15 protein-coding genes are annotated in these 18,605 nt (G+C 66.8%); 9 read left to right on the plus strand and 6 right to left on the minus strand.

Going from position 1 to position 18,605, the window contains the following annotated elements:
- Positions 1-429, minus strand: coding sequence for a UrcA family protein (locus CVN68_RS12410; protein ID WP_100282483.1), 429 nt, complete (start codon positions 427-429; stop codon positions 1-3).
- Positions 430-827: 398 nt separating this feature from the next.
- Here CVN68_RS12410 and CVN68_RS12415 point away from each other — a divergent pair, with 398 nt between their 5' ends.
- The 5 genes from CVN68_RS12415 to bla all read left to right on the plus strand — a co-directional run bounded on the left by CVN68_RS12415 (position 828) and on the right by bla (position 5,862).
- A complete protein-coding gene (locus CVN68_RS12415) occupies positions 828-1,937 on the plus strand; it encodes a sensor histidine kinase (protein ID WP_100284378.1) in 1,110 nt (369 codons plus the stop codon).
- Positions 1,934-2,737, plus strand: coding sequence for a LytR/AlgR family response regulator transcription factor (locus CVN68_RS12420; protein ID WP_100282484.1), 804 nt, complete (start codon positions 1,934-1,936; stop codon positions 2,735-2,737). The genes CVN68_RS12415 and CVN68_RS12420 overlap by 4 nt, the downstream gene beginning before the upstream one ends.
- An 89-nt stretch (positions 2,738-2,826) precedes the next feature.
- Positions 2,827-3,957: an alpha/beta hydrolase gene (locus tag CVN68_RS12425; protein WP_233503324.1), complete on the plus strand. Its 1,131-nt coding sequence runs from the start codon at positions 2,827-2,829 to the stop codon at positions 3,955-3,957.
- Between the two features lie 90 nt (positions 3,958-4,047).
- The gene (locus CVN68_RS12430) at positions 4,048-4,797 is read left to right on the plus strand and encodes an isocitrate lyase/PEP mutase family protein (RefSeq protein ID WP_233503325.1); all 750 of its coding nucleotides are present in this window, start codon (positions 4,048-4,050) and stop codon (positions 4,795-4,797) included.
- A gap of 105 nt (positions 4,798-4,902) precedes the next feature.
- Positions 4,903-5,862 carry a class A beta-lactamase gene (bla, locus tag CVN68_RS12435; RefSeq protein WP_100282487.1) on the plus strand — a complete coding sequence of 320 codons (960 nt, stop codon included), beginning with the start codon at positions 4,903-4,905 and terminating at the stop codon, positions 5,860-5,862.
- On the opposite strand, the gene CVN68_RS24465 is transcribed toward bla, so the two are convergent.
- Positions 5,789-6,202, minus strand: coding sequence for a DUF4832 domain-containing protein (locus CVN68_RS24465; protein WP_100282488.1), 414 nt, complete (start codon positions 6,200-6,202; stop codon positions 5,789-5,791). The genes bla and CVN68_RS24465 overlap by 74 nt on opposite strands.
- Positions 6,203-6,795: 593 nt before the next feature.
- On the opposite strand from CVN68_RS24465, the gene CVN68_RS12445 reads away from it, so the two are divergent.
- Positions 6,796-7,551: a FadR/GntR family transcriptional regulator gene (locus tag CVN68_RS12445; protein WP_199560077.1), complete on the plus strand. Its 756-nt coding sequence runs from the start codon at positions 6,796-6,798 to the stop codon at positions 7,549-7,551.
- Complete coding sequence (locus tag CVN68_RS12450; RefSeq protein ID WP_100282489.1) at positions 7,548-8,603, plus strand: glycoside hydrolase family protein; 1,056 nt, start codon at positions 7,548-7,550, stop codon at positions 8,601-8,603. The genes CVN68_RS12445 and CVN68_RS12450 overlap by 4 nt, the downstream gene beginning before the upstream one ends.
- On the opposite strand, the gene CVN68_RS12455 is transcribed toward CVN68_RS12450, so the two are convergent.
- On the minus strand, positions 8,604-9,791 hold the full coding sequence (locus tag CVN68_RS12455) for an SGNH/GDSL hydrolase family protein (RefSeq protein ID WP_100282490.1): 1,188 nt from the start codon (positions 9,789-9,791) through the stop codon (positions 8,604-8,606). It abuts the gene before it with no gap.
- 86 nt (positions 9,792-9,877) lie between these two features.
- Here CVN68_RS12455 and CVN68_RS12460 point away from each other — a divergent pair, with 86 nt between their 5' ends.
- Positions 9,878-12,697 (plus strand): alpha-L-rhamnosidase, encoded by a 2,820-nt coding sequence (locus tag CVN68_RS12460; RefSeq protein ID WP_158298868.1) that lies wholly within the window; start codon positions 9,878-9,880, stop codon positions 12,695-12,697.
- On the opposite strand, the gene CVN68_RS12465 is transcribed toward CVN68_RS12460, so the two are convergent.
- The gene (locus CVN68_RS12465) at positions 12,673-14,730 is read right to left on the minus strand and encodes a beta-galactosidase (protein ID WP_100282492.1); all 2,058 of its coding nucleotides are present in this window, start codon (positions 14,728-14,730) and stop codon (positions 12,673-12,675) included. The genes CVN68_RS12460 and CVN68_RS12465 overlap by 25 nt on opposite strands.
- Before the next feature lie 135 nt (positions 14,731-14,865).
- Between CVN68_RS12465 and CVN68_RS12470 the strand changes: the two genes are divergently transcribed.
- Positions 14,866-18,225, plus strand: a complete 3,360-nt coding sequence (locus CVN68_RS12470; protein ID WP_158298869.1) for a glycosyl hydrolase — start codon at positions 14,866-14,868, stop codon at positions 18,223-18,225.
- Here the strand turns inward: CVN68_RS12470 and CVN68_RS23215 are convergent.
- Both CVN68_RS23215 and CVN68_RS23220 read right to left on the minus strand, forming a co-directional pair.
- Positions 18,212-18,361, minus strand: coding sequence for a hypothetical protein (locus CVN68_RS23215; protein ID WP_158298870.1), 150 nt, complete (start codon positions 18,359-18,361; stop codon positions 18,212-18,214). The genes CVN68_RS12470 and CVN68_RS23215 overlap by 14 nt on opposite strands.
- 38 nt (positions 18,362-18,399) lie before the next feature.
- Positions 18,400-18,603: a hypothetical protein gene (locus CVN68_RS23220; protein ID WP_158298871.1), complete on the minus strand. Its 204-nt coding sequence runs from the start codon at positions 18,601-18,603 to the stop codon at positions 18,400-18,402.
- Between the last annotated feature and the right edge of the window lie 2 nt (positions 18,604-18,605).

The following is an 18,605-nucleotide window of genomic DNA, read 5'->3' on the forward strand; positions in this document are numbered from 1 at the left end:
TTAGTACCGGTACACCGGCGGCGGCGCGGCATTGTGGACGATCACCACCGTGACCCCTCCGGCCGGAGCTCCCGGTTCGGGCAGCGGCTGATATGTCAGCCGCGGCGCATCACAGTCCTGCCACCGGCATGCTTCCACCTGCGCGATCCGCTCCTCGGCCATCCTGCGCATCCACCAATCGCGGTCGATCGCCGACGCGACCTGATCCTCGGTGCTCGCCCAGGCCTCGTCGCGGCAGGCGCGGTCGCTGCCGCAGATCCGGTTCACTGCGCGGCCGATCCGCCGCGCCAGTTCGTCCATCCCCGCCGGCGTCGACAGATCGAACGCCGAGGCGTCGACGCGGATCGAGTATCGTTCATAGTCGCGCGCCTGGGCTGTAACGGGAAGGACCAGCGCGGCGAGCGCAACGAGGCTGAACGGCTTTCTCATAGCTTGATCCCCGAGCGATCATAACGGCCCCATAACGCTCCAGAAAGCCCCCGGGTCGCACCGTACCTAAACGCCGCTTTGTCCCATCTTTGGACATGCCTTTATCCCGCATTCTGTCGTCGCCCCGGACTTGTTCCGGGGTCCAGGCGTCTGCGCGATGCGATAGAGGCGCTTTGCGGGCAGTTGCGGCGCGGTGGACCGGAACAAAGTCCGGGGTGACGGGGGGGACGCGGCCGGCCGGCACCGCCCTCCCGCTGCGCGAAGGAGGATTTTTGAGCCGCTCTCGCCGCGCTCGAAGGGCGGAACAACGCGGGACGATTCGCCCCCTCTTTGCTGCGGCTGATAGTGAGTGTTAGAGGAGCCGCGTGGCCAAGACAGTGGAAACCGCACAGCGGCTGATGCCGGGGCAGGCGAGCACGCCCGGCCCGCTCTCGCGCCCCTTCTTCGAAGACAAGGGCCGCGCCTTCTGGATGCTCCAGGCAGCCGGGTGGAGCGGCTATCTTCTGCTGCGCAGCGTCGTCTCGATCTCGAACGGCTTCGCGGTCGAGCGGATCATCGCCGCAATCATCGAGGCGATCGTCGGCTATTGCCTGACTCTGCTGCTCTCGACGCTGTACGGCGTCTATCGCCGCCTGCCGCGGATCACCGGGATCCTGCTGACGCTCGCGACGCTGGCGAGCGCGACGGTGATCTACGCGGTGATCGATGCCTTCACTTTCTCCTTCATCCGCGAAGGCGATTCCGGCGTCACCTTCGCGCTGGTGGTCGGCACGGTGTTCATCAACTTCACCGTGCTCGCGGGCTGGTCGGCGCTCTATTTCGGAATCAACTTCTATCTGATCGTCGAAGAGCAGATCGATCAAATGCAGGTACTCGAGAACCAGGCATCCTCGGCGCAGCTGGCAATGCTGCGCTACCAGCTCAACCCGCATTTCCTGTTCAACACGCTCAACTCGATCTCGACTCTGGTGCTGCTCAAGCAGACCGAGCGTGCCAACGTGATGCTCAGCCGGCTGTCCTCGTTCCTGCGCTATACGTTGGCCAACGAGCCCACTGCGCACGTCACGCTCAGCCAGGAAGTCGAGACGCTCCAGCTCTATCTCGAGATCGAGAAGATGCGATTCGACGAACGGCTGCGCACCCATTTCGACATCGATCCGCGGGTCGCCAAGGCACGACTGCCGTCGCTGCTGCTTCAGCCCTTGGTCGAAAACGCGATCAAATATGCCGTCACGCCGCAAGAGGAGGGCGCCGATATCACCGTCACGGCTCGGCTCACCGGAGAACGAGTGCAGATCGCCGTATCCGACACCGGCCCAGGATTGATCGAAAGCAAACCGAGGCCGACTCTCTCAACCGGCGTTGGGCTCGCCAACATCAAGGAGCGGCTGGCGCAGACCTTCGGGCCTGACCATCGTTTCGAAACGAGAACGAAACTTGGGGAAGGTTTCAGCGTTGAGATTGAAATACCGTTCCAACTTGAGGAACCGAACCGAGAGGCCGCATGACCATCCGTACCATCCTCGTTGACGACGAACCCCTGGCGATCCAGGGGCTCGAGCTCCGGCTGCAGGAGCATGAGGATGTCGAAATCATCGACAAATGCTCCAATGGTCGCGAGGCCATCCGCGCAATCAAGACCCACAAACCTGATTTGGTCTTTCTCGACATCCAGATGCCCGGCTTCGACGGCTTCTCGGTCGTCCAGGGGCTGATGGAAGTCGAACCACCGCTGTTTGTGTTCGTGACGGCTTATTCGGACCACGCCATCCGCGCCTTTGAGGCGCAGGCGATGGATTATCTGATGAAGCCGGTGGAGCCGTCGCGGCTCGCCGACACGCTGGATCGCGTGCGCCAGCGGCTAACCGAGAAGCGCGGCGTCGAGGAAGTCGATCGCCTCAAGGAAGTGCTTGCCGAAGTCGCGCCCGACGCCGTTGACGAGATGGCCGCTGCCGATACCGGCGAGATGGCCTCCAACCGCTTCGAAAAGCTCATCAACATCAAGGATCGCGGCCAGATCTTCCGCGTCGACGTCGACACGATCGAGCGGATCGATGCCGCCGGCGACTACATGTGCATCTACACCGGTGACAATACCCTGATCCTGCGCGAGACGATGAAGGATCTCGAAAAGCGCCTCGATCCGCGCCGCTTCCAGCGTGTCCACCGCTCGACGATCGTCAACCTCGACCTCGTCCGTCAGGTCAAGCCGCACACCAACGGCGAGTGCTTCCTCGTGCTCGATTCAGGCGCGTCAGTGAAGGTCAGCCGGTCCTACCGCGACGTGGTCGCGCGCTTCGTGCACTGATGCGGGCACTTCCGCGAAGGTTCGGCTCCACCACGGGCTGAACGGCAGCGCACGGCGCCCCGTCCGCCTTTGCAGGAGGATGTGCGATGATGAGGCCTGTTTTGACGATCCTTGCCGCGCTGTGGCTGGTGCTGGCGTATCAGCAGGCGATAGCCCAATCGGCAGGCATGCTGAGCGCGGCCGAGCCGGTCGCCGTCACGCCCGCGGGTATGCAGGCCTGGCGGGTCCGCTACTGGACTACCGACGATCGCGAGCGCCCGATTGAAGTGACCGGAATGGTCGTAGCGCCGCGCAATCCGCGGCCGGCGACGCCGCGGCCAGTACTGGCCTGGGCCCACGGCACCTCGGGTGTGGTCGAGCGTTGCGCACCGTCGTTGAGCGAAAAGTTCTTCGCCTCGACGCCGGGGCTGAACGAGGCGATCCGCCGTGGCTACACCGTCGTCGCGCCGGACTATCCGGGGCTCGGCAGCGCTATGCCGCACCCCTATCTCGGCGGCGTCGCCACGGCCCGTTCGGTGCTCGACGCGGTGCGGTCCGCACGCGGCATCCCGGGTGCCGCCGCAAGCACACGCTTTGCCGTCTGGGGCGAATCGCAAGGCGGCCACGCGGCGCTATGGACCGGGCAGCTCGCTCGCATTTATGCGCCCGACCTCCAGCTCGTCGGAGTCGCCGCCGCGGCACCGCCTACTGATCTCGTCGAGAATCTGCGCGCCGGCGGCAACCCCAGCGTCCGCGCATTCCTGACCGCCTTCGTCGCCTATAGCTGGTCGCAGCATTTCGGTGCGCCGCTCTCGACGCTCGGCAACCGAACGACGCAAGGCGTGATCACCCGCCTCGCGCGCAATAATTGCAATGAGCCTGGCATGAAGCCCCGGCTAGGCACCATGCTCGGCACGCTCTCGTTGCGCAGCGCACTTAAGAACGTTGATCTCGGCCTCATCCAGCCATGGGCGCGGATCGCCCGCGAGAACAGCCCGGCGGCGAGGCCGTATGGCGTACCGCTGCTGATCGCGCAGAACCCGAACGATGCCATTGTCGGGGCCGAGGTGACGCGGCGCTTCGCCCGCCAGATGTGCGGCAACGGCACCCGGCTGCGTTATTTGGCGATCGCGGGCAAGGGCCACCAGACCAGCGGCGCAGACTCGGCCGGCGTCACGCTCGACTGGATCGACGCGCGCTTCGCCCGGGCTGCGGCACCGAGCGACTGCGGCAAGATCTGACCCAGCCGGCGACTGGTTGCGCTTGCGAAAGGACTAGCCTCTCCAGCGCGCGCAAACTAGAACAAGCAGGGAACAACGGGAGAGATTGACGTGACGAAGTTCGATTCATTCGCGGCACTGCACGTTCCGGGCAAGCCGGTCATACTATTCAACGTCTGGGATGCGGGATCGGCCAAGGTTGCCGAGCGGGCCGGCGCCAAGGCCATCGCTACCGGCAGCGCCTCGGTCGCCACCGCACACGGTGTAAACGACGCCGAGGGCCTTCCCATCGCACTGGCGTTCGCCAATGCCGAACGCATCGTCGCGGCGGTAGACCTGCCCGTCACGATCGATTTCGAAGGCGGCTATGCCGTCGAGGAAGCACCGCTCGCCGCCAACTTCGCAGCGCTCGCCGCGACCGGCGCCATCGGCTGCAATTTCGAGGATCAGGTGATCGGCGGCGAAGGCATGCACCCGATCGCCGTGCAGGCGCGGCGGATCGCGGCAGCACGCCGGGGCGCAGGCCCGAACTTCTTTCTCAATGCGCGCACCGACATCTTCCTGCAGGCAAAACCCGACACCCACGATCGGGCCAAGGCCGACGCCGCGATCGAACGCGCCCACGCTTATGCCGAGGCAGGCGCCAGCGGGTTCTTCGTGCCCGGCCTCGCCGACCTGAAGCTGCTCGAACGCGTCTGCGCCGCCTCACCGCTACCGGTGAATTTCATGGCCTTCCCCGGCGCGCCCTCGGCCAAAACAGTCGCCGAGACCGGCATTGCCCGGATCAGTCATGGCCCCTTCCCGCACATGCGTGCGCTCAAGGCATTCGAAGACGCCGCGCGGGAGGCGTTTGCCGAATAGCAAATCGCAGAGCCATGAATTCCTCTCATGGCTCCACCGAGATTTGATCCTTTGTGCCGCGCACTCCTCCACCGCATCAACCGTGCGTGAGGGAGACGACGACGCATGGACAGACGCAAATTCCTTTGGGTCAGCGGTGGCGCGATGACGGCAGGTTCGGCAGTCGCGGCACCCCGCGGCGGCGCACCGACCCGCTTCGGACCCGACTTCCGCAAGGCGGTCCGCGCGGTCGAGCAGACCAGCGGCGGACGGCTCGGTCTGTCAGTGATCGACCTTGCCTCAGGCGAACGCTTCGGTTGGCGTGCTAGCGGGCGCTTCCCGATGTGCAGCACGTTCAAATTCGCGCTGGCCGCCGCGATCCTCAAGCAAGTGGAGCATAAGCACGAGAACCTTAACCGCCGCATATCGGTGGTGGCGGGCGATATCGTCAGCCTCTCGCCCTTTTGCGAGCAGCGTGTCGGAACCACTGCGAGCGTGCGCGAACTCTGTCACGCGACGATCACGCTGAGCGACAACAGCGCCGCCAACCTGCTGCTCCGCACGATCGGCGGTCCCGAGGGCTTCACTCGCCGGCTGCGCGCGTTCGGCGATCCCGCGACGCGGCTCGATCGCTGGGAAACCGCGATGGGCGAAGCGAGGCCCGGCGACGTGCGCGACACGACCACGCCCGAGGCAATGGCCGACCTTGCCCGCCAGCTGGTGCTCGGACGGGCGCTGGCGCCCGCGAGCCGCGCGCAACTCGTAGCGTGGATGAAGGATACCCGCACCAGTGCCAAAAGCCTGCGAGCTGGACTGCCGGCAGACTGGACGGTTGCCGACAAGACCGGCGCCGGCGGCTTCGGCACCGACAATCTGGTCGGGATCGTCTGGCCCCCGCACCGTGCGCCATTGGTGGTGGCGAGCTACATCACCGGCAGCACGCTGGAATTCGAGCAGCGCCGCCCGCTCCACGCCGGCATCGGTCGGGCGCTCGCGGCAGCCTGCGCCCATCCTACCTGCCACTTCGTTGGAGCAGCCGCCGGCGATCACGAATCGTGGAACAGTCGCCGATATAGTCGGGTTTGAGGTAGGCCAGATTGTAGCGGGCACCTTCGCGCAGGATATCTGAGCATGTCGTACGCGGTGCAGCGCCGGGATCGTCGGCAGGGTTGCACCTCTCGCCGCCGAACGGAGAAAGGTCGCCGATAAGACCGATATAATCCTGCTCGGTAGCGCGCGCACCGGCATCCTCGCTGAACCTGCCGACATCGGTCTGGCTGGCAAGCAAGCAATCATTGTGGGACCCGATCCGGAAGCCGCCGGCGACCGACGCTGCGACGCCGGGGGAGGGGGGCACCAAGACGGGGCCGGCATCGATGGTGAAGGTCAGGTCGCGACGCGGGTGGTGACCAGCACCACCTATCATCTCGAGGTCGGCGCAGACGAAGCCGTGCGGCGGCTGGGCGAGGGCGTAGCCACAGTGTGCAACGCACTGGGAATCACGCCCGCCGCGCTCGACTTCGCCTTCTTCGGGCTGCCCGCTTATGGCGAGGGCAGCGCACTGGATCGCGATCCAGGGCCTGGCGCGGCGAGATCGCCCGCCTGGCTAATCTGGTCTCGCAGGCGGCTACCGCGGGGGGATCCGGGCGCACGCGAATCCTGGAGGCGGCGGCCGGGCGAGCTGCTGGAGCTGGCGACTGCCCCCGCAGCCGATTGGGCTTCCCGAAGACGCTCGGGTGCCGATATCTTGATCGGACGGCGTTCTGTCGCAACAGCAATTCGTGCGGGCGGCGTTCGTCGAATTGCTCGATCGCACCGGGCCTTCGTCCCGATCGAGCCGCGGCATCCGCCAAGCTATGGCGCCGCTTTATATGCGCGACGGCTGGCCACCCCCAGCAGTGATTCGAGCCCGGGTCCCGCGTGACGCCGCGGGAACGATAAGATAATAATACTATATACCTTGCGGATGTCTGGACTTTTCGGCACCGATTGCCGGAGCGCTGGAGGGAGCCGCACGCGATGATTGACGCCAGCATGATCAGTTTCCGGTCGCTGTCGGAACGCGCGATATCGAGCCATGACCAGGTCGCGCGTGCGCTGGGGATGGAAATCCTCGCGGGAAAGCACCTGGTCGGCAGCAACCTGCCCAACGAGGCAGACCTGCTAGCGCGGTTCCAGATCTCGCGGACCGTGCTTCGCGAAGTGCTCAAGACCCTGTCGGCGAAGGGATTGCTCGCAGCCAAGGCCCGCGTCGGCACTCGCGTGACGCATCCGGTCCACTGGAACCTCTTCGACGCCGAGGTGCTGAGCTGGAAGGTCGCTATCGGGTTGGACGATGACTTCCGACGCGACATGGCCGAGATTCGCCGCCTGATCGAGCCGCGCGCCGCGGCACTGGCGGCCGAGCGGCGCGCGGAGGACGCGATTGCCGCGATCCGCACTGCGCTCGATCGCATGCGGATCGTCGATCAGGAAGCAGTGCGCTTCGCTCAGGCCGATCTGGACTTCCATCTCGCAATTGGCGCCGCCTCCGGCAATCTGTTGATGCGCTCGATCGCTTCGGTGATCGAAACCGCGCTGGCGGCCTCGTTTAGCCCGATCGCGCCGCGCGAACATCCCGAACTCCACGCCGAGACGGTGGCGAAGCACGAGGCGATCTTGGACGCGATCGTGGCCGGAGACGCCGCCGCCGCCTCGGCGGCGATGCTCGGCGTCATCAACGATGCGGCGCCGCGCAACGAAGGCGGGGCCGGTCAGCACGGGACGACGCAGTGAGCGGCTTCGATCGACGGACGATATTGAGCGGCGCCACCGCGGCGGGATTGCTGGCGCATGGCGGCAAGGCGCTGGCGGCGGCCGATGATCCCGCCGGGCCTTATCGCACGCCGCACAAATACGGGAAACTGGTGATCGGCCCGTCGCGCGTCGCCGGCAACTTCGACGAGAAATCGGTCGACTGCCCGTTCGCCTTCTCCGCCAACGGTCGCTTCTATCTGACCTATGTCGGCTTCGACGGCACCGGCTATCAGACTGCCGTCGCCGAATCGCACGATCTGGTAAACTGGTCGAACCGGCGGCTGATCCTCAAGCGCGACCCCGCTTCGCCAGTGACGCGCTACAATGTCGCGATGGCGTCGATCCTGCGCGAGAACGCGCTCGAGAGCCCGGCGCGGCTGATCAAGGTGAAGGGCCGCTATCTCGGGGCGTGGCATGCTTATCCGAGTGCCGGCTATGAAGAAGGTCCGGCGGTGATCGGGCTCGCGTGGAGCGACGACCTGATCAACTGGCAGCGCGGCGACCCGATCCTGCTGCCGCAGGACGGCGCGGAATGGGAGCGCGGCGGACTCTACAAGCCCTATCTGATCCGCGTCGGCGATACGTATCACCTCTATTACAACGCAAAGACCACCGGCACGCCGTGGAAGGAGCAGACCGGGCTCGCCACGTCGAAGGACCTCAGGACCTGGACGCGCCATCCCGCCAGCCCGCTGATCCGCAACGGCGCCACCGGCAGTTGGGACGATCGCTTCGCCAGCGACCCCGTGGTGGTCGAGCATCGCGGCAAATGGGGGATGTTCTATTTCGGCCTGTCGACCGACAAGCGCGCGCGCGACTTGCTCGCGCTAGGGTCCTCACCCACCGAGTTCGTCAAGGTGCCGGAGATCCTCGTCGATGTCGGCCCGCCGGGATCGGTGGACGACACCTATGCGCACAAGCCCTCGGTTATCTTCCACGAGGGCGATCTCTACCATTTCTACTGCGCAGTCAGCGGCAAATGGCCCAATGAGGTGCGCGGGATCGCAGTGGCACGCTCCCGCGCCTGGTAATCAGCGCGGGCACCCCTGCCGCGCGATGACCGGCGCCGCCGCGCGGGCCATCGCCGTATAGCCGGCGTCGTTGGGGTGGAGATGGTCGCCGATCTCGAACCCGGCGATCAGCCGCTCGCGCTGCGCCGGATCGCGGGTCGCCGCGTCGAAATCGATCACGCCATCGAACACGCCTGCGGTGCGGATCCACTGATTGACCGCTACGCGCTTCGCCTCGCCCGCCGCATCCTGATAGGCGGCGCCGACAAAGGGCAACAATGTGCCGCCGAGCACCTTTAGCCCGCGCGCATGCGCCCGGTGGATGAGCTGGCGATAGGCGGCGATCACCTGCTCGGCGCTGGCCGCCTGGGCAGGATTTCCCTTGCTTGCGCCGATATCGTTGATCCCTTCCAACAGCACGACATGGGTGACGCCTGGGACCGAAAGCACGTCGCGGTCGAAGCGGGCGAGTGCGTTGGGCCCACGCCCGTCGTGGAGCAGGCGATTGCCGCTGATCCCGGCATTGACGATCGTCCAGCAGCGCGCGTCCCGCCGCGCGACAAGCAAGGCGGCGACCTGCGCCGGCCAGCTCGTGCGCGCCGAATCCGATGCGCCGGCGCCTTCGGTGATCGAGTCCCCGAACGCGACCAGCACCTGTCCCCACGCGGTCCCGGGCACCTCCACCGCCGAAGCGAGGCCGGCGCTGCGCGTCTCCGTTCCCTGCCCCGTGCTGCGCGTGGTGTCGCCGTCGGTCAGCCGCACCTTCTGCGCATGCGCCGCCGGCGTGACCTTGTCGGGATAATAGATGCTGAGCACCAACTGCGTGCCGGGCGCAACTGCGAACGGTAGCGGATCGCTGTAAGCCGGCGCACCTGCCGGGATGACGATCGAACCGGCTCCCGAGAAGCGCAGCGTCACCGGCGCGCTGCCCTCGACTGCAACGCTGGCCGCGCCGACCTGCAGCGCCTCGGATCCTAGTTCGTTGGTCAGCCGGATGCGGATGCGCGCGCCGTGCGCACCGATCCGGATTGTCTGACGCACGGTCTGGTTGTGGATCGGATCGGGATAGGCGCCCTTGGTCTTGGGCTCCCAGCCGATCGGCGGCGCCACCCACGCGGCCTGCCAGCGCTCGGGCGCGGCCGCTCCGGCAATCGCCAGCGATGCCGGCAAACACAAAGCGAGCAGCGCAGCGATTCGGCGTGCGGACATGGCGGCGATCTCCCGTGGACAGCAATTAGTAATATGATACGCATAGCGCCGCCGGGCTCAAGCGCGGGATGTGAAGAGGACGCGTTTTGTCGGAGCGTTTGAAGGTCAGCCGTCGCGGCGCACTCAAGGCTGCGGGAACGGGGCTGACGGGAATCGGGGCGGCGCTGCCGGCAGCGGCGAAGGAACCTGCGGGAGCCCTTCGCGCCGATCGCCTGCGCGTCGAATGGCGCGAGGCGCCGGTGGGGATCGACACGCTGCGGCCGCGCTTCACGTGGGAGCCCATGGCACGCGACGCGGATGCCCGTGCTCTCACCCAATCCGCCTCGCGTATTCTGGTGGCCAGAAGCCGTGCCGCCCTCAATGCCGAACGCGGCAACGTGTGGGACAGCGGCCGCGTCGCCGGGTCCCGCCCCGCTGCACAACCCCCTACCCCGCTCGCGCTCGATCCACATCGTGACTATCACTGGACCGTCGAAACCTGGGACCAGGCGGGCAAGTCCTGCGGCCGATCCGCGCCCGCGCGTTTCGTCACCGGGCTGCTCGCCGCTGATCAATGGCAAGCCGAATGGATCGCCGCCACGCCCGATCGCCCGAGCGGACCGCACAGCCGCGGCAATGATCGCTCGCCAGCCAAACTGCCAGAACCGTTACCGATCTTCCGCCGTACGTTCGACCTGTCCGGACGTCTGCGCCGCGCGATCCTCTCGATCGCCGCGCTTGGCCATGGCGACGTGACGATCAACGGCGCGCCGGTCACGCGTTCGATGCTCAATCCGGGCTGGACCGACTATCGCCGCACGATCCTCTATACGAGCCACGACATCACTGCGCTGCTCGTGCCCGGCCCCAACGCGATCGGAGTGATGCTCGGCAACGGCATGTACAATGTCGAGCGGGTGCCCGGACGCTACGTCAAGTTCGTCGACAGCTTCGGCCAGCCCAAGCTGATCGCGCGGCTCGACATCGAGCTGACCGACGGGAGCACGCGCACCATCGTTTCGGATCGCAACTGGCAGACCCGCGAGGGTCCGATCCGCTATTCGAATGTCTATGGCGGCGAGGATGTCGACGGCCGGCTCGAAGTGCCCGGCTGGGATCGGCCGGGGGCGGCAGGCGCAGACTGGCGCACACCGTTTCGGGTAGAGGGACCGAGCGGAACGCTGCGCGCGCAGGGCATTCCCGGCATCGAAGTCCAGCGCACGATCACACCCCTTCGCGTGACGCCGCTCTCCAATGGCCGGGTCGTTTATGATTTCGGCGAAAACTGCTCGGCGCGTGCCCGTATGGTGCTGCGGGGGCCGGCAGGCAGCCGGATTTGCCTGCGGCCCGGCGAGGCGCTCGGTCCGGATGGCGGAGTCAGCCAGCGCAGCTTCAATGCCTCCCCGAAGAACGAGACTCGTTTCGAATACATCCTCGCCGGTCGCGGCGCCGAGGTCTTCCAGCCGCGCTTCATCCATCAGGGTTTCCGCTATCTCGAAGCCGAACTGCTGCCCCCCGAAGGCGGCGGCGAAGCCCCGCGGATCGAGAAGGTCGAAGTCGACTTCGTTCACGCCGGACTGATTCAGGTGGGCAATTTCGACAGCAGCGAGAAATTGTTCGTCGATACGCACCGACTGATCGATCAGGCGCTGCGCAGCAACATGGCGAGCGTGCTCACCGATTGCCCGCACCGCGAGAAACTGGGCTGGCTCGAACAGACCCATCTCAACGCCCCGACGATCCTCTACAATCGAGATGCCGCCGCCCTCTATGAGAAGATGGCGATCGACATCGCCGATGCGCAACAGGCCGACGGCATGGTCCCCGGGATCGCGCCGGAATATGTCGCGTTTCTGGACAAGGATGGCGGCGACACGATCTGGCGCAACTCGCCCGAATGGGGCGTCGCGGCGGTGCTTTCGCCTTGGGCCGCCTATCGCGCTTACGGCGACCGCACGGTTCTCGAAATGGCCTATCCTTCGATGGGCCGCTATATGGCGTATCTCGCTGGACGCGCCACCGACGAGATCGTGGATTTCGGCATGGGCGACTGGTACGATCTCGGTCCCAGACCGCCCGGCGAGTCCCAACTGACCAGCCGCGCCCTGGCCGGCACCGCCTGCCGCTATCAAGCACTGCGAGCGCTCGCCGATATCGCCGGCGTCATCGGCCGCCCGGCCGAGACGGCGCGCTGGACCGCGCAGGCCGGTGCGGTCCTCGACGCCTTCAACCGACGCTTCTTCCACGTCGATCGCGCCAGCTACGACACTGGCAGCCAGTGCGCGCTCGCCATGCCGCTGGCGCTCGGTATGGTACCGGCGGGTCGGGAGCGCGCCGTCCTCGACAATCTGGTCGCGGCCGTCCGCGCGAATGGCAATGGCGTGACCGCCGGCGATGTCGGCTTCCGCTATGTCATCGATGCGTTGACCGCGTATCGACGCGACGAGGTGATCGACGCGATGATGCGCGTCACCGACCGCCCCGGCTATGGCCAGCAGTTGCAGGGCGGCGCAACCGCACTCGCCGAGGCATGGGATGCGAACCCGACCAAGTCGCTCAACCATTTCATGCTCGGTCATGGCGAAGGTTGGCTCTACGGCGCGCTGGCGGGTATCCGCATCGACTTCGCCGCCGCGGAGCCTCAGCGCATCGTCACCATCGCGCCGCGCCCGGTGGGCACTACCCGCGCCGCCGCCGCACGCCATCGCAGCGTACTGGGCGAGATCGTCAGCCGTTGGCACAAGGACGGCGGCCGCTTCGTGCTCGAAGCGACGATCCCTCCCGGTCCTGGCGGAACGGTGATGGTGCCGACGAGCGCCCCCGAGCGCGTGACCGAGAGCGGCAAGCCGGTGCCCGGCACACCTGTGCCCGGTGGACTCGAGGTCCTCCTGGGCTCCGGCCGCTACCGGTTCGAAGCGGCGGTCTGAGCCCCGGGCAGCGCCACCACCGCGATGCCGTGCGCAGGCAGCACACCGTCGCGCAGATCGCCGGTAACGGGCTTTGCACCCGCGGGCAGCGTTGGCCGTAGCGGCGTGTCACCGTGATTGACGAGCACCAGCACCCGCTTTCCGCCTCCTGCGCGTTCCATCACCTCGAGCGCGGCGGACGCATCCGGGACCACCGGCGCGACCTTCGCCTCGTCAAGCAGGCGCTGGGCAAAAGTGCGCAGCATTACTTCATCGGGCCAGGCGCCGACATAAGTGATCCGCCCCTTGCCAACCCGCCGCGTCACCGCCGCGGGCTTGCCGTCGAGCCAACCATTCGACGGACCGTAGCGCTCGAGCACTTCGACATCCTTCATGCGCGGCTCGATCGTCTCGGCCCAGATGCTGGCCTCGCCGCTGCCGAGCGTCCCGGTCAACGGCGCCGCGGCGTCCAGCGCATAATATTGGTCGACCCGCGCGCCGAGCAGATCGGCGAGCGGCCCCGGCTGGCGCTGCGGCCATAGCGCGTTGGCATCGTCCTTCATCCCCGAGCGCGGGCCCAGCACCAGATGCCCGCCGCCGCGGACATAGACCGCCAGCCGGTCGGCCTCAGGCTTCGTGATCACGTGCAGGCTCGGTGCCACCACCAGCGGATAGCGCTTCAGATCGGCGTCGACCGGCACGATATGTACCGCTTGGGAGAGGCTGCGCAGCGGACGATACCAGGCCGTGAACTGCTTGATTGGATCGAAGTCGCGGTGGTGGCGCTGCAAGTCGATCGCCCAGCGGCTGTCATAGGAGAACAACATCGCGATCTTGCCGACCGGCTCGGTGCCCGCCAGCGCCGGGGCGGCGGCAGCGGCATCGCGCGCCACCTGGGCGATTTCGTCGAAGATCGGATATGGCGTGCCGTCCGCCCCCAGCATCGCGCCGTGATATTGTTCCTGCCCGTTCAGTGCCGAGCGCCATTGCCAATAGAGCACTGCGTCGGCGCCGTGACCGATCGCCTGCCACGCCAGCTCGCGCGTCTGACCGCGGTCGAGCGCGCGATTGACCGGCACCCAGTCGACTCGGCCCGGCTGGGTCTCCATCAGCCAGAAATTGCGCTGCTTATAGCCGCGCACCAGATCGTGATTGGCGGCGTTCGCCAGCCAATCCGGGCGGCCGTCGGGGATGTAATTGTCCCACGAGGCGAGATCGAGATCGCGGTGCATCGCGAAATGGTCGAACCCGGCGTTCCAGAACATCGTGTTGGTGGTCACCCATTGCCGCGGGTCCGCGACGGCGCGGATCGCGCCTGCCTGCGCCTGGACATAATCGACCCAGGTCGCCGTGACGAAATGCTTGAAGTCGAGCAGCAGCCCCGGATTGTGCTGCCCACCGGCGCGGAGCGGCACCTGCGCGAAATTGTCGTAATGCTGGCTCCAATATTGGGTGGTCCAGCGACGGTTGAGTTCGTCGATCGCGCCGTAGCGCTGCTCGAGAAATGTGTGCCACCGCGCCTGCGCCTCCGCATCGAACGAAGGCGGGCCGACCTCATTGTCGATCTGCCAGCCGATTACGCGGGCGTCGCGCCCGTAGCGCTTCGCCATCTCGGTCGCGACCCGCGTCGCGAAGGTCCGATAGCGCGCGCTTGCGAACGAGAAATGCCGCCGTCCGCCATGTTCGGCGCGCATGCCGTTTTCGTCGACGCGCAGGATCTCGGGATAAGACTGGCTCATCCACGCCGGCGGCGCCGCGGTGGGCGTGCCCAGCACGACCTGCATCCCCGCCGCATTGGCCGCCGCGATCGCGCGGTCGAGCCATGCGAAGTCGAAAGTGCCTTCGCCCGGCTCCATCCGGCTCCACGCGAACTCGGCGAGCCGAACGGTGTTGAACCCCGCCTGTTTCATCATCGCGAGATCGGTCACCCAGCGCGCCTCGGGCCATTGTTCGGGATACCAGGAGACGCCTATCGCCAGCGGGACCTTGGGTGCGGCCAGAGCCGCTCTCGCGGGCTCGCGCGCGGCTTGCTGCGCCGCGGACGGCAAAGCCATGACGAGGGCAGCCGTCGCAATTGTCGCAAAGAGACCAAAGCTGCGCTGGACCACCGACACTCTCCGTGATTAGTAATATGATATGCGTACGTATCGGTCTCGCTTATGGCAAGCGGGACGATGGGAGTGGATGAGTTGAACAGCATTGGCGGAATCGGGCGACGCGAGCTTCTGGCCGGAGGCGGCGCACTCGCGCTCTCCTCCGCAGTGCCCTGCACCTCCGGCTATTGGCGAGTCGCCGCGGCATTGCCGCAGGCACTCCCCACCGCCGCGCCCGACCTCGCCGAGCGCTGGCGCAACCCGCCCCGCGACGCACATCTCGCGGCTTATTGGTACTGGATGGGCGGCGCGGTGACCAGGGAAGGGATCACCGCTGATCTGACCGCGATGAAGGCGGGCGGCATCGGGCGCGCGGCGATGTTCAGCATCGGCAAGAGCGGCAAGACGCCGCAGGTCAGTCCGCCGGCGGATGCGCTCACCTCCGTCTGGTGGGAAATGGTCGAACACGCCGCCACCGAAGCGGAGCGGCTCGGCGTCGAACTGGCGATGAACATGTGCGACGGCTGGGCCACCGCCAGCGGCCCGTGGATCACCCCCCAACTGTCTATGCAGCATTTGATCTGGGGCGAGACTCGCGTCGATGGCGGGCGGACGATCGACATGGCCCTGCCTACCGGCGATACCAAGCTCGGCTATCACCGCGACGTGGCAGTGATCGCAGTGCCGATCGACCGTGAATGGGAAACGACCAGCGAGGCCGCGACGGTGACCAGCGACCTGCCGCTGGCCAACCCCGCCGCGCTCGCCGATCTCGCCAACGACGCGGTGCTGATCGACACCGAACAAGGCGGCTCGATCGTCTATCGCTTCGCCAAACCGTTCACGCTGCGCTCGGTGACGGTCCGCACGCCCAACGCAAAGACCGGCTTCGCCCCCGGCGTGCTGCGTGCCGCGAACAGCCTGCGGGTCGAAGCGAGCGACGACGGCGCCGTCTGGCGGCCGGTCGGCCGGCTCGACTATCCCGGCCATGGCTGGCAAACCGATCTCACCACCCTCACCCATGCCGTGCCCGAGACGACCGCGCGCGCCTTCCGCTTCGTGCATCGGCCGGAGGGGCCGTTCGACTATGACGAGAACCAGGATTTCGGCCAGGAGACCGCACTGCGGCTGAAGGGGCTGCACCTCTCGTCGATGCCCACGGTCCACCATCTCCCGATCAAATCGGGCGCCGCCTGGGGCCGCAGCCGCCGGATGGACGACACGGTCCTGCCCCCCGCATCCTGCGTGAACCGCGCGGCGCTGGTCGACCTCAGCAAGTCGATGGACGTGAACGGCCGTCTGCGCTGGCGCGCACCGGCGGGCCGCTGGCGCATCCTGCGGATCGGCTGCACCACCACGGGCAAGAAGAACGCTGCGGCAGGCTTGGGCGAGGGGCTCGAATGCGACCGCTTCAACCCCGAAGCCGCCAAGCTCCAGTTCGACAATTGGTTCGGCAAGGCGCTCGCCCGGCTGGGCCCGGCGGGCAAGCGCGCGCTCAAGATTGTCCATGTCGACAGCTGGGAAGCACACACCCAGAACTGGTCGCCTGTCTTCCCTGCCGACTTCGCCCGCCGGCGCGGCTATGATGTGCTGCCCTGGCTGGCGACGATGGCCGGCGTGCCGATCGACAGCATGGAAGCGAGCGAGGCCTTCTTGTTCGACCTGCGGCGCACGATCGCAGAACTGGCGCGCGACCATTTCTACGCCCCCGTCGCCGCGATGGCGCACGCCCGCGGATGCCGGTTCAGCGGCGAGCCGCAAAACCCCACCTTCCTCGCCGACGGGCTCGATTATGCACGTTATGTCGACGAGCCGATGGGCGAATTCTGGGTCAACACCCCGCGCAACGACAAGCCCAACGACGTCAAGGACGCGGTCTCCGGCGCGCGCATCTACGGCAACAAGATCGCCGGCGCAGAGGCGTTCACGCAGGGACTGATGACGTGGCGCGAGCACCCGTATCTGTTCAAGCGGATCGGCGATCACAATTTCTGCGAGGGGATCAACCATCTTCATCTGCACGTCTGGGCAATGCAGCCTTGGCCCGATCGCGCGCCAGGGATGACGCTGAACGGCATCGGATCGCATTTTGCTGCGCAGCAAAGCTGGTGGAAGCCCGGGCAAGGCTGGCGTGATTATGTCGTTCGCGCGCAGGCGCTGCTCCAGGCCGGCAGCGCAGTCGCCGACGTGGCGTATTTCATCGGCGAGGACATACCGACGCGGGCGCTGATGCCGCGCAATCTGTCGCCGGCTTTGCCTGCGGGCTTCGCTTATGATTCGATCAACCGCGACGCGCTGCTGCGCCTCGCCACTGTACGCGATGGACGGATCGAGTTGCCCGGAGGCGCTTCGTATCGGGTGCTGGTGCTTCCGCAAACCGATCGCATGACGCTGCCGCTTGCCGAGCGCATCGCCCGACTGGTCGCCGATGGCGCGACGGTCATCGGCCCGCGCCCGACGCGACTGCCGGGGCTCGAAAATGGCGCCGCAGATGACGAGCGACTGACCGCCCTCGCCGCCGATCTATGGGGCAGCGGCAAGATCGCCGAAACCGCCGATCTTGCGCGTCTTCTCGGCGCCCCCGCCTTTGTGGCCGAAGGCACTACGGGTATCGAATGGACCCATCGCCGCAGCCCCGATTGGACGATGTTCTTCCTGTTCAATCCGTCGGACCGCGAGGCGCGCTTCGTCGGCCACTTCCGCAGCGCGGGCGCGGCGCCTGAGCTCTGGGACGCCGATCGTGGCGCAATCGAGGCGGCGGGCGCGTGGCGTAATGACGGCAAGGTCACCAGCCTTCCCGTGATGCTCGATCCGGGTGGATCGGTGTTCGTGCTGTTCGCCGGAAAGTCAGACAGGCGGCCGGTCAGCGATATTTCCGCCACGGGTCCCCGCTTCCGGCGCACCAGCCGCGGAGTCGAGCGGATAACCTACATCGGCGTGCCAATCGAAATCCGTGGCCCGTGGAACCTTCGCTTCGCCGAGCTCTCCCGGCCACACGCAGTAAAACTTGATCATCTCCGCTCATGGACCCAGCTCGAGGAACCCGATCTGCGCTTCTATTCGGGTCTCGCGACCTATTCGATCGCGGTCGCCTTGCCCCGGGCGCGCACCGATCGCGAACTGGTTCTCGATCTCGGCGCAGTCGCCAATCTCGCCACCGTGCGCGTGAACGGACGCCAGATCGGCTATGCGTGGCGCCCGCCGTTCCATGTCCCCCTCCCCGCTGGCCTGGGCGGCCGCGTGACGATCGAAATCGACGTCGCCAATACTTGGCGCAACCGGCTGATCGGCGATCACGGCAAGGCCGAGACCGAGCGGGTCACCCATGTCGTTCCGATGCTCCGCAAAGGCCAGCCATGGCTTCCCGGCGGAGAAGGTGCCGAGCTCGACCCTGCCGGGTTGCTCGGCCCGGTCCGGATCCTCGCCCGCAGCGTGACCCGGCTCAGCGGCGGCTGAGCACCTTGGCCGCCGCGTTGGGAGGGAGATGATCGCCGGGATCGAACCGCGGGTCCAGCCGATCGGAGTTGTGCGGGTCAGCGACCGCAGCGGCGAAGTCGACCATATCATCGCCGCCGACCCGCTCGATCCGCACCGACCCGACGTCAAGCTGCGTCGTGCCGAGTTCGTTGGTCAGCCCGCCCGTAGCGCCTCGCCATCGGCCTCGAAGGTTAGAAACTGGTGGACACTCCGGTTCTCGAATGGCCGCCGTCGTCCGGCACCCAGCACCGGGATCGCTGGAAAGGGCGCGGCGAACCACGCCGGTTGCCGCACCCCTTCCTGCGCCCATGCTGGCGGCGCTACTGTGAGCAGCGCCGCCGCAAGGACTCGCCGCATCG

The sequence above is a fragment of the Sphingomonas psychrotolerans genome, assembly GCF_002796605.1.
GTDB classification, from domain to species: domain Bacteria; phylum Pseudomonadota; class Alphaproteobacteria; order Sphingomonadales; family Sphingomonadaceae; genus Sphingomonas; species Sphingomonas psychrotolerans.

What these genes read in the sequence shown, in the direction of transcription:
- CVN68_RS12465 (WP_100282492.1), bottom strand. Translation starts at nt 14,730, where the DNA reads ATGGCTTTGCCGTCCGCGGCGCAGCAAGCCGCGCGCGAGCCCGCGAGA.
- CVN68_RS12445 (WP_199560077.1), top strand. Translation starts at nt 6,796, where the DNA reads ATGATTGACGCCAGCATGATCAGTTTCCGGTCGCTGTCGGAACGCGCG.
- CVN68_RS12410 (WP_100282483.1), bottom strand. Translation starts at nt 429, where the DNA reads ATGAGAAAGCCGTTCAGCCTCGTTGCGCTCGCCGCGCTGGTCCTTCCC.
- CVN68_RS12455 (WP_100282490.1), bottom strand. Translation starts at nt 9,791, where the DNA reads ATGTCCGCACGCCGAATCGCTGCGCTGCTCGCTTTGTGTTTGCCGGCA.
- CVN68_RS23220 (WP_158298871.1), bottom strand. Translation starts at nt 18,603, where the DNA reads ATGCGGCGAGTCCTTGCGGCGGCGCTGCTCACAGTAGCGCCGCCAGCA.
- bla (WP_100282487.1), top strand. Translation starts at nt 4,903, where the DNA reads ATGGACAGACGCAAATTCCTTTGGGTCAGCGGTGGCGCGATGACGGCA.
- CVN68_RS12420 (WP_100282484.1), top strand. Translation starts at nt 1,934, where the DNA reads ATGACCATCCGTACCATCCTCGTTGACGACGAACCCCTGGCGATCCAG.
- CVN68_RS12415 (WP_100284378.1), top strand. Translation starts at nt 828, where the DNA reads ATGCCGGGGCAGGCGAGCACGCCCGGCCCGCTCTCGCGCCCCTTCTTC.
- CVN68_RS24465 (WP_100282488.1), bottom strand. Translation starts at nt 6,202, where the DNA reads ATGATAGGTGGTGCTGGTCACCACCCGCGTCGCGACCTGACCTTCACC.
- CVN68_RS12425 (WP_233503324.1), top strand. Translation starts at nt 2,827, where the DNA reads ATGAGGCCTGTTTTGACGATCCTTGCCGCGCTGTGGCTGGTGCTGGCG.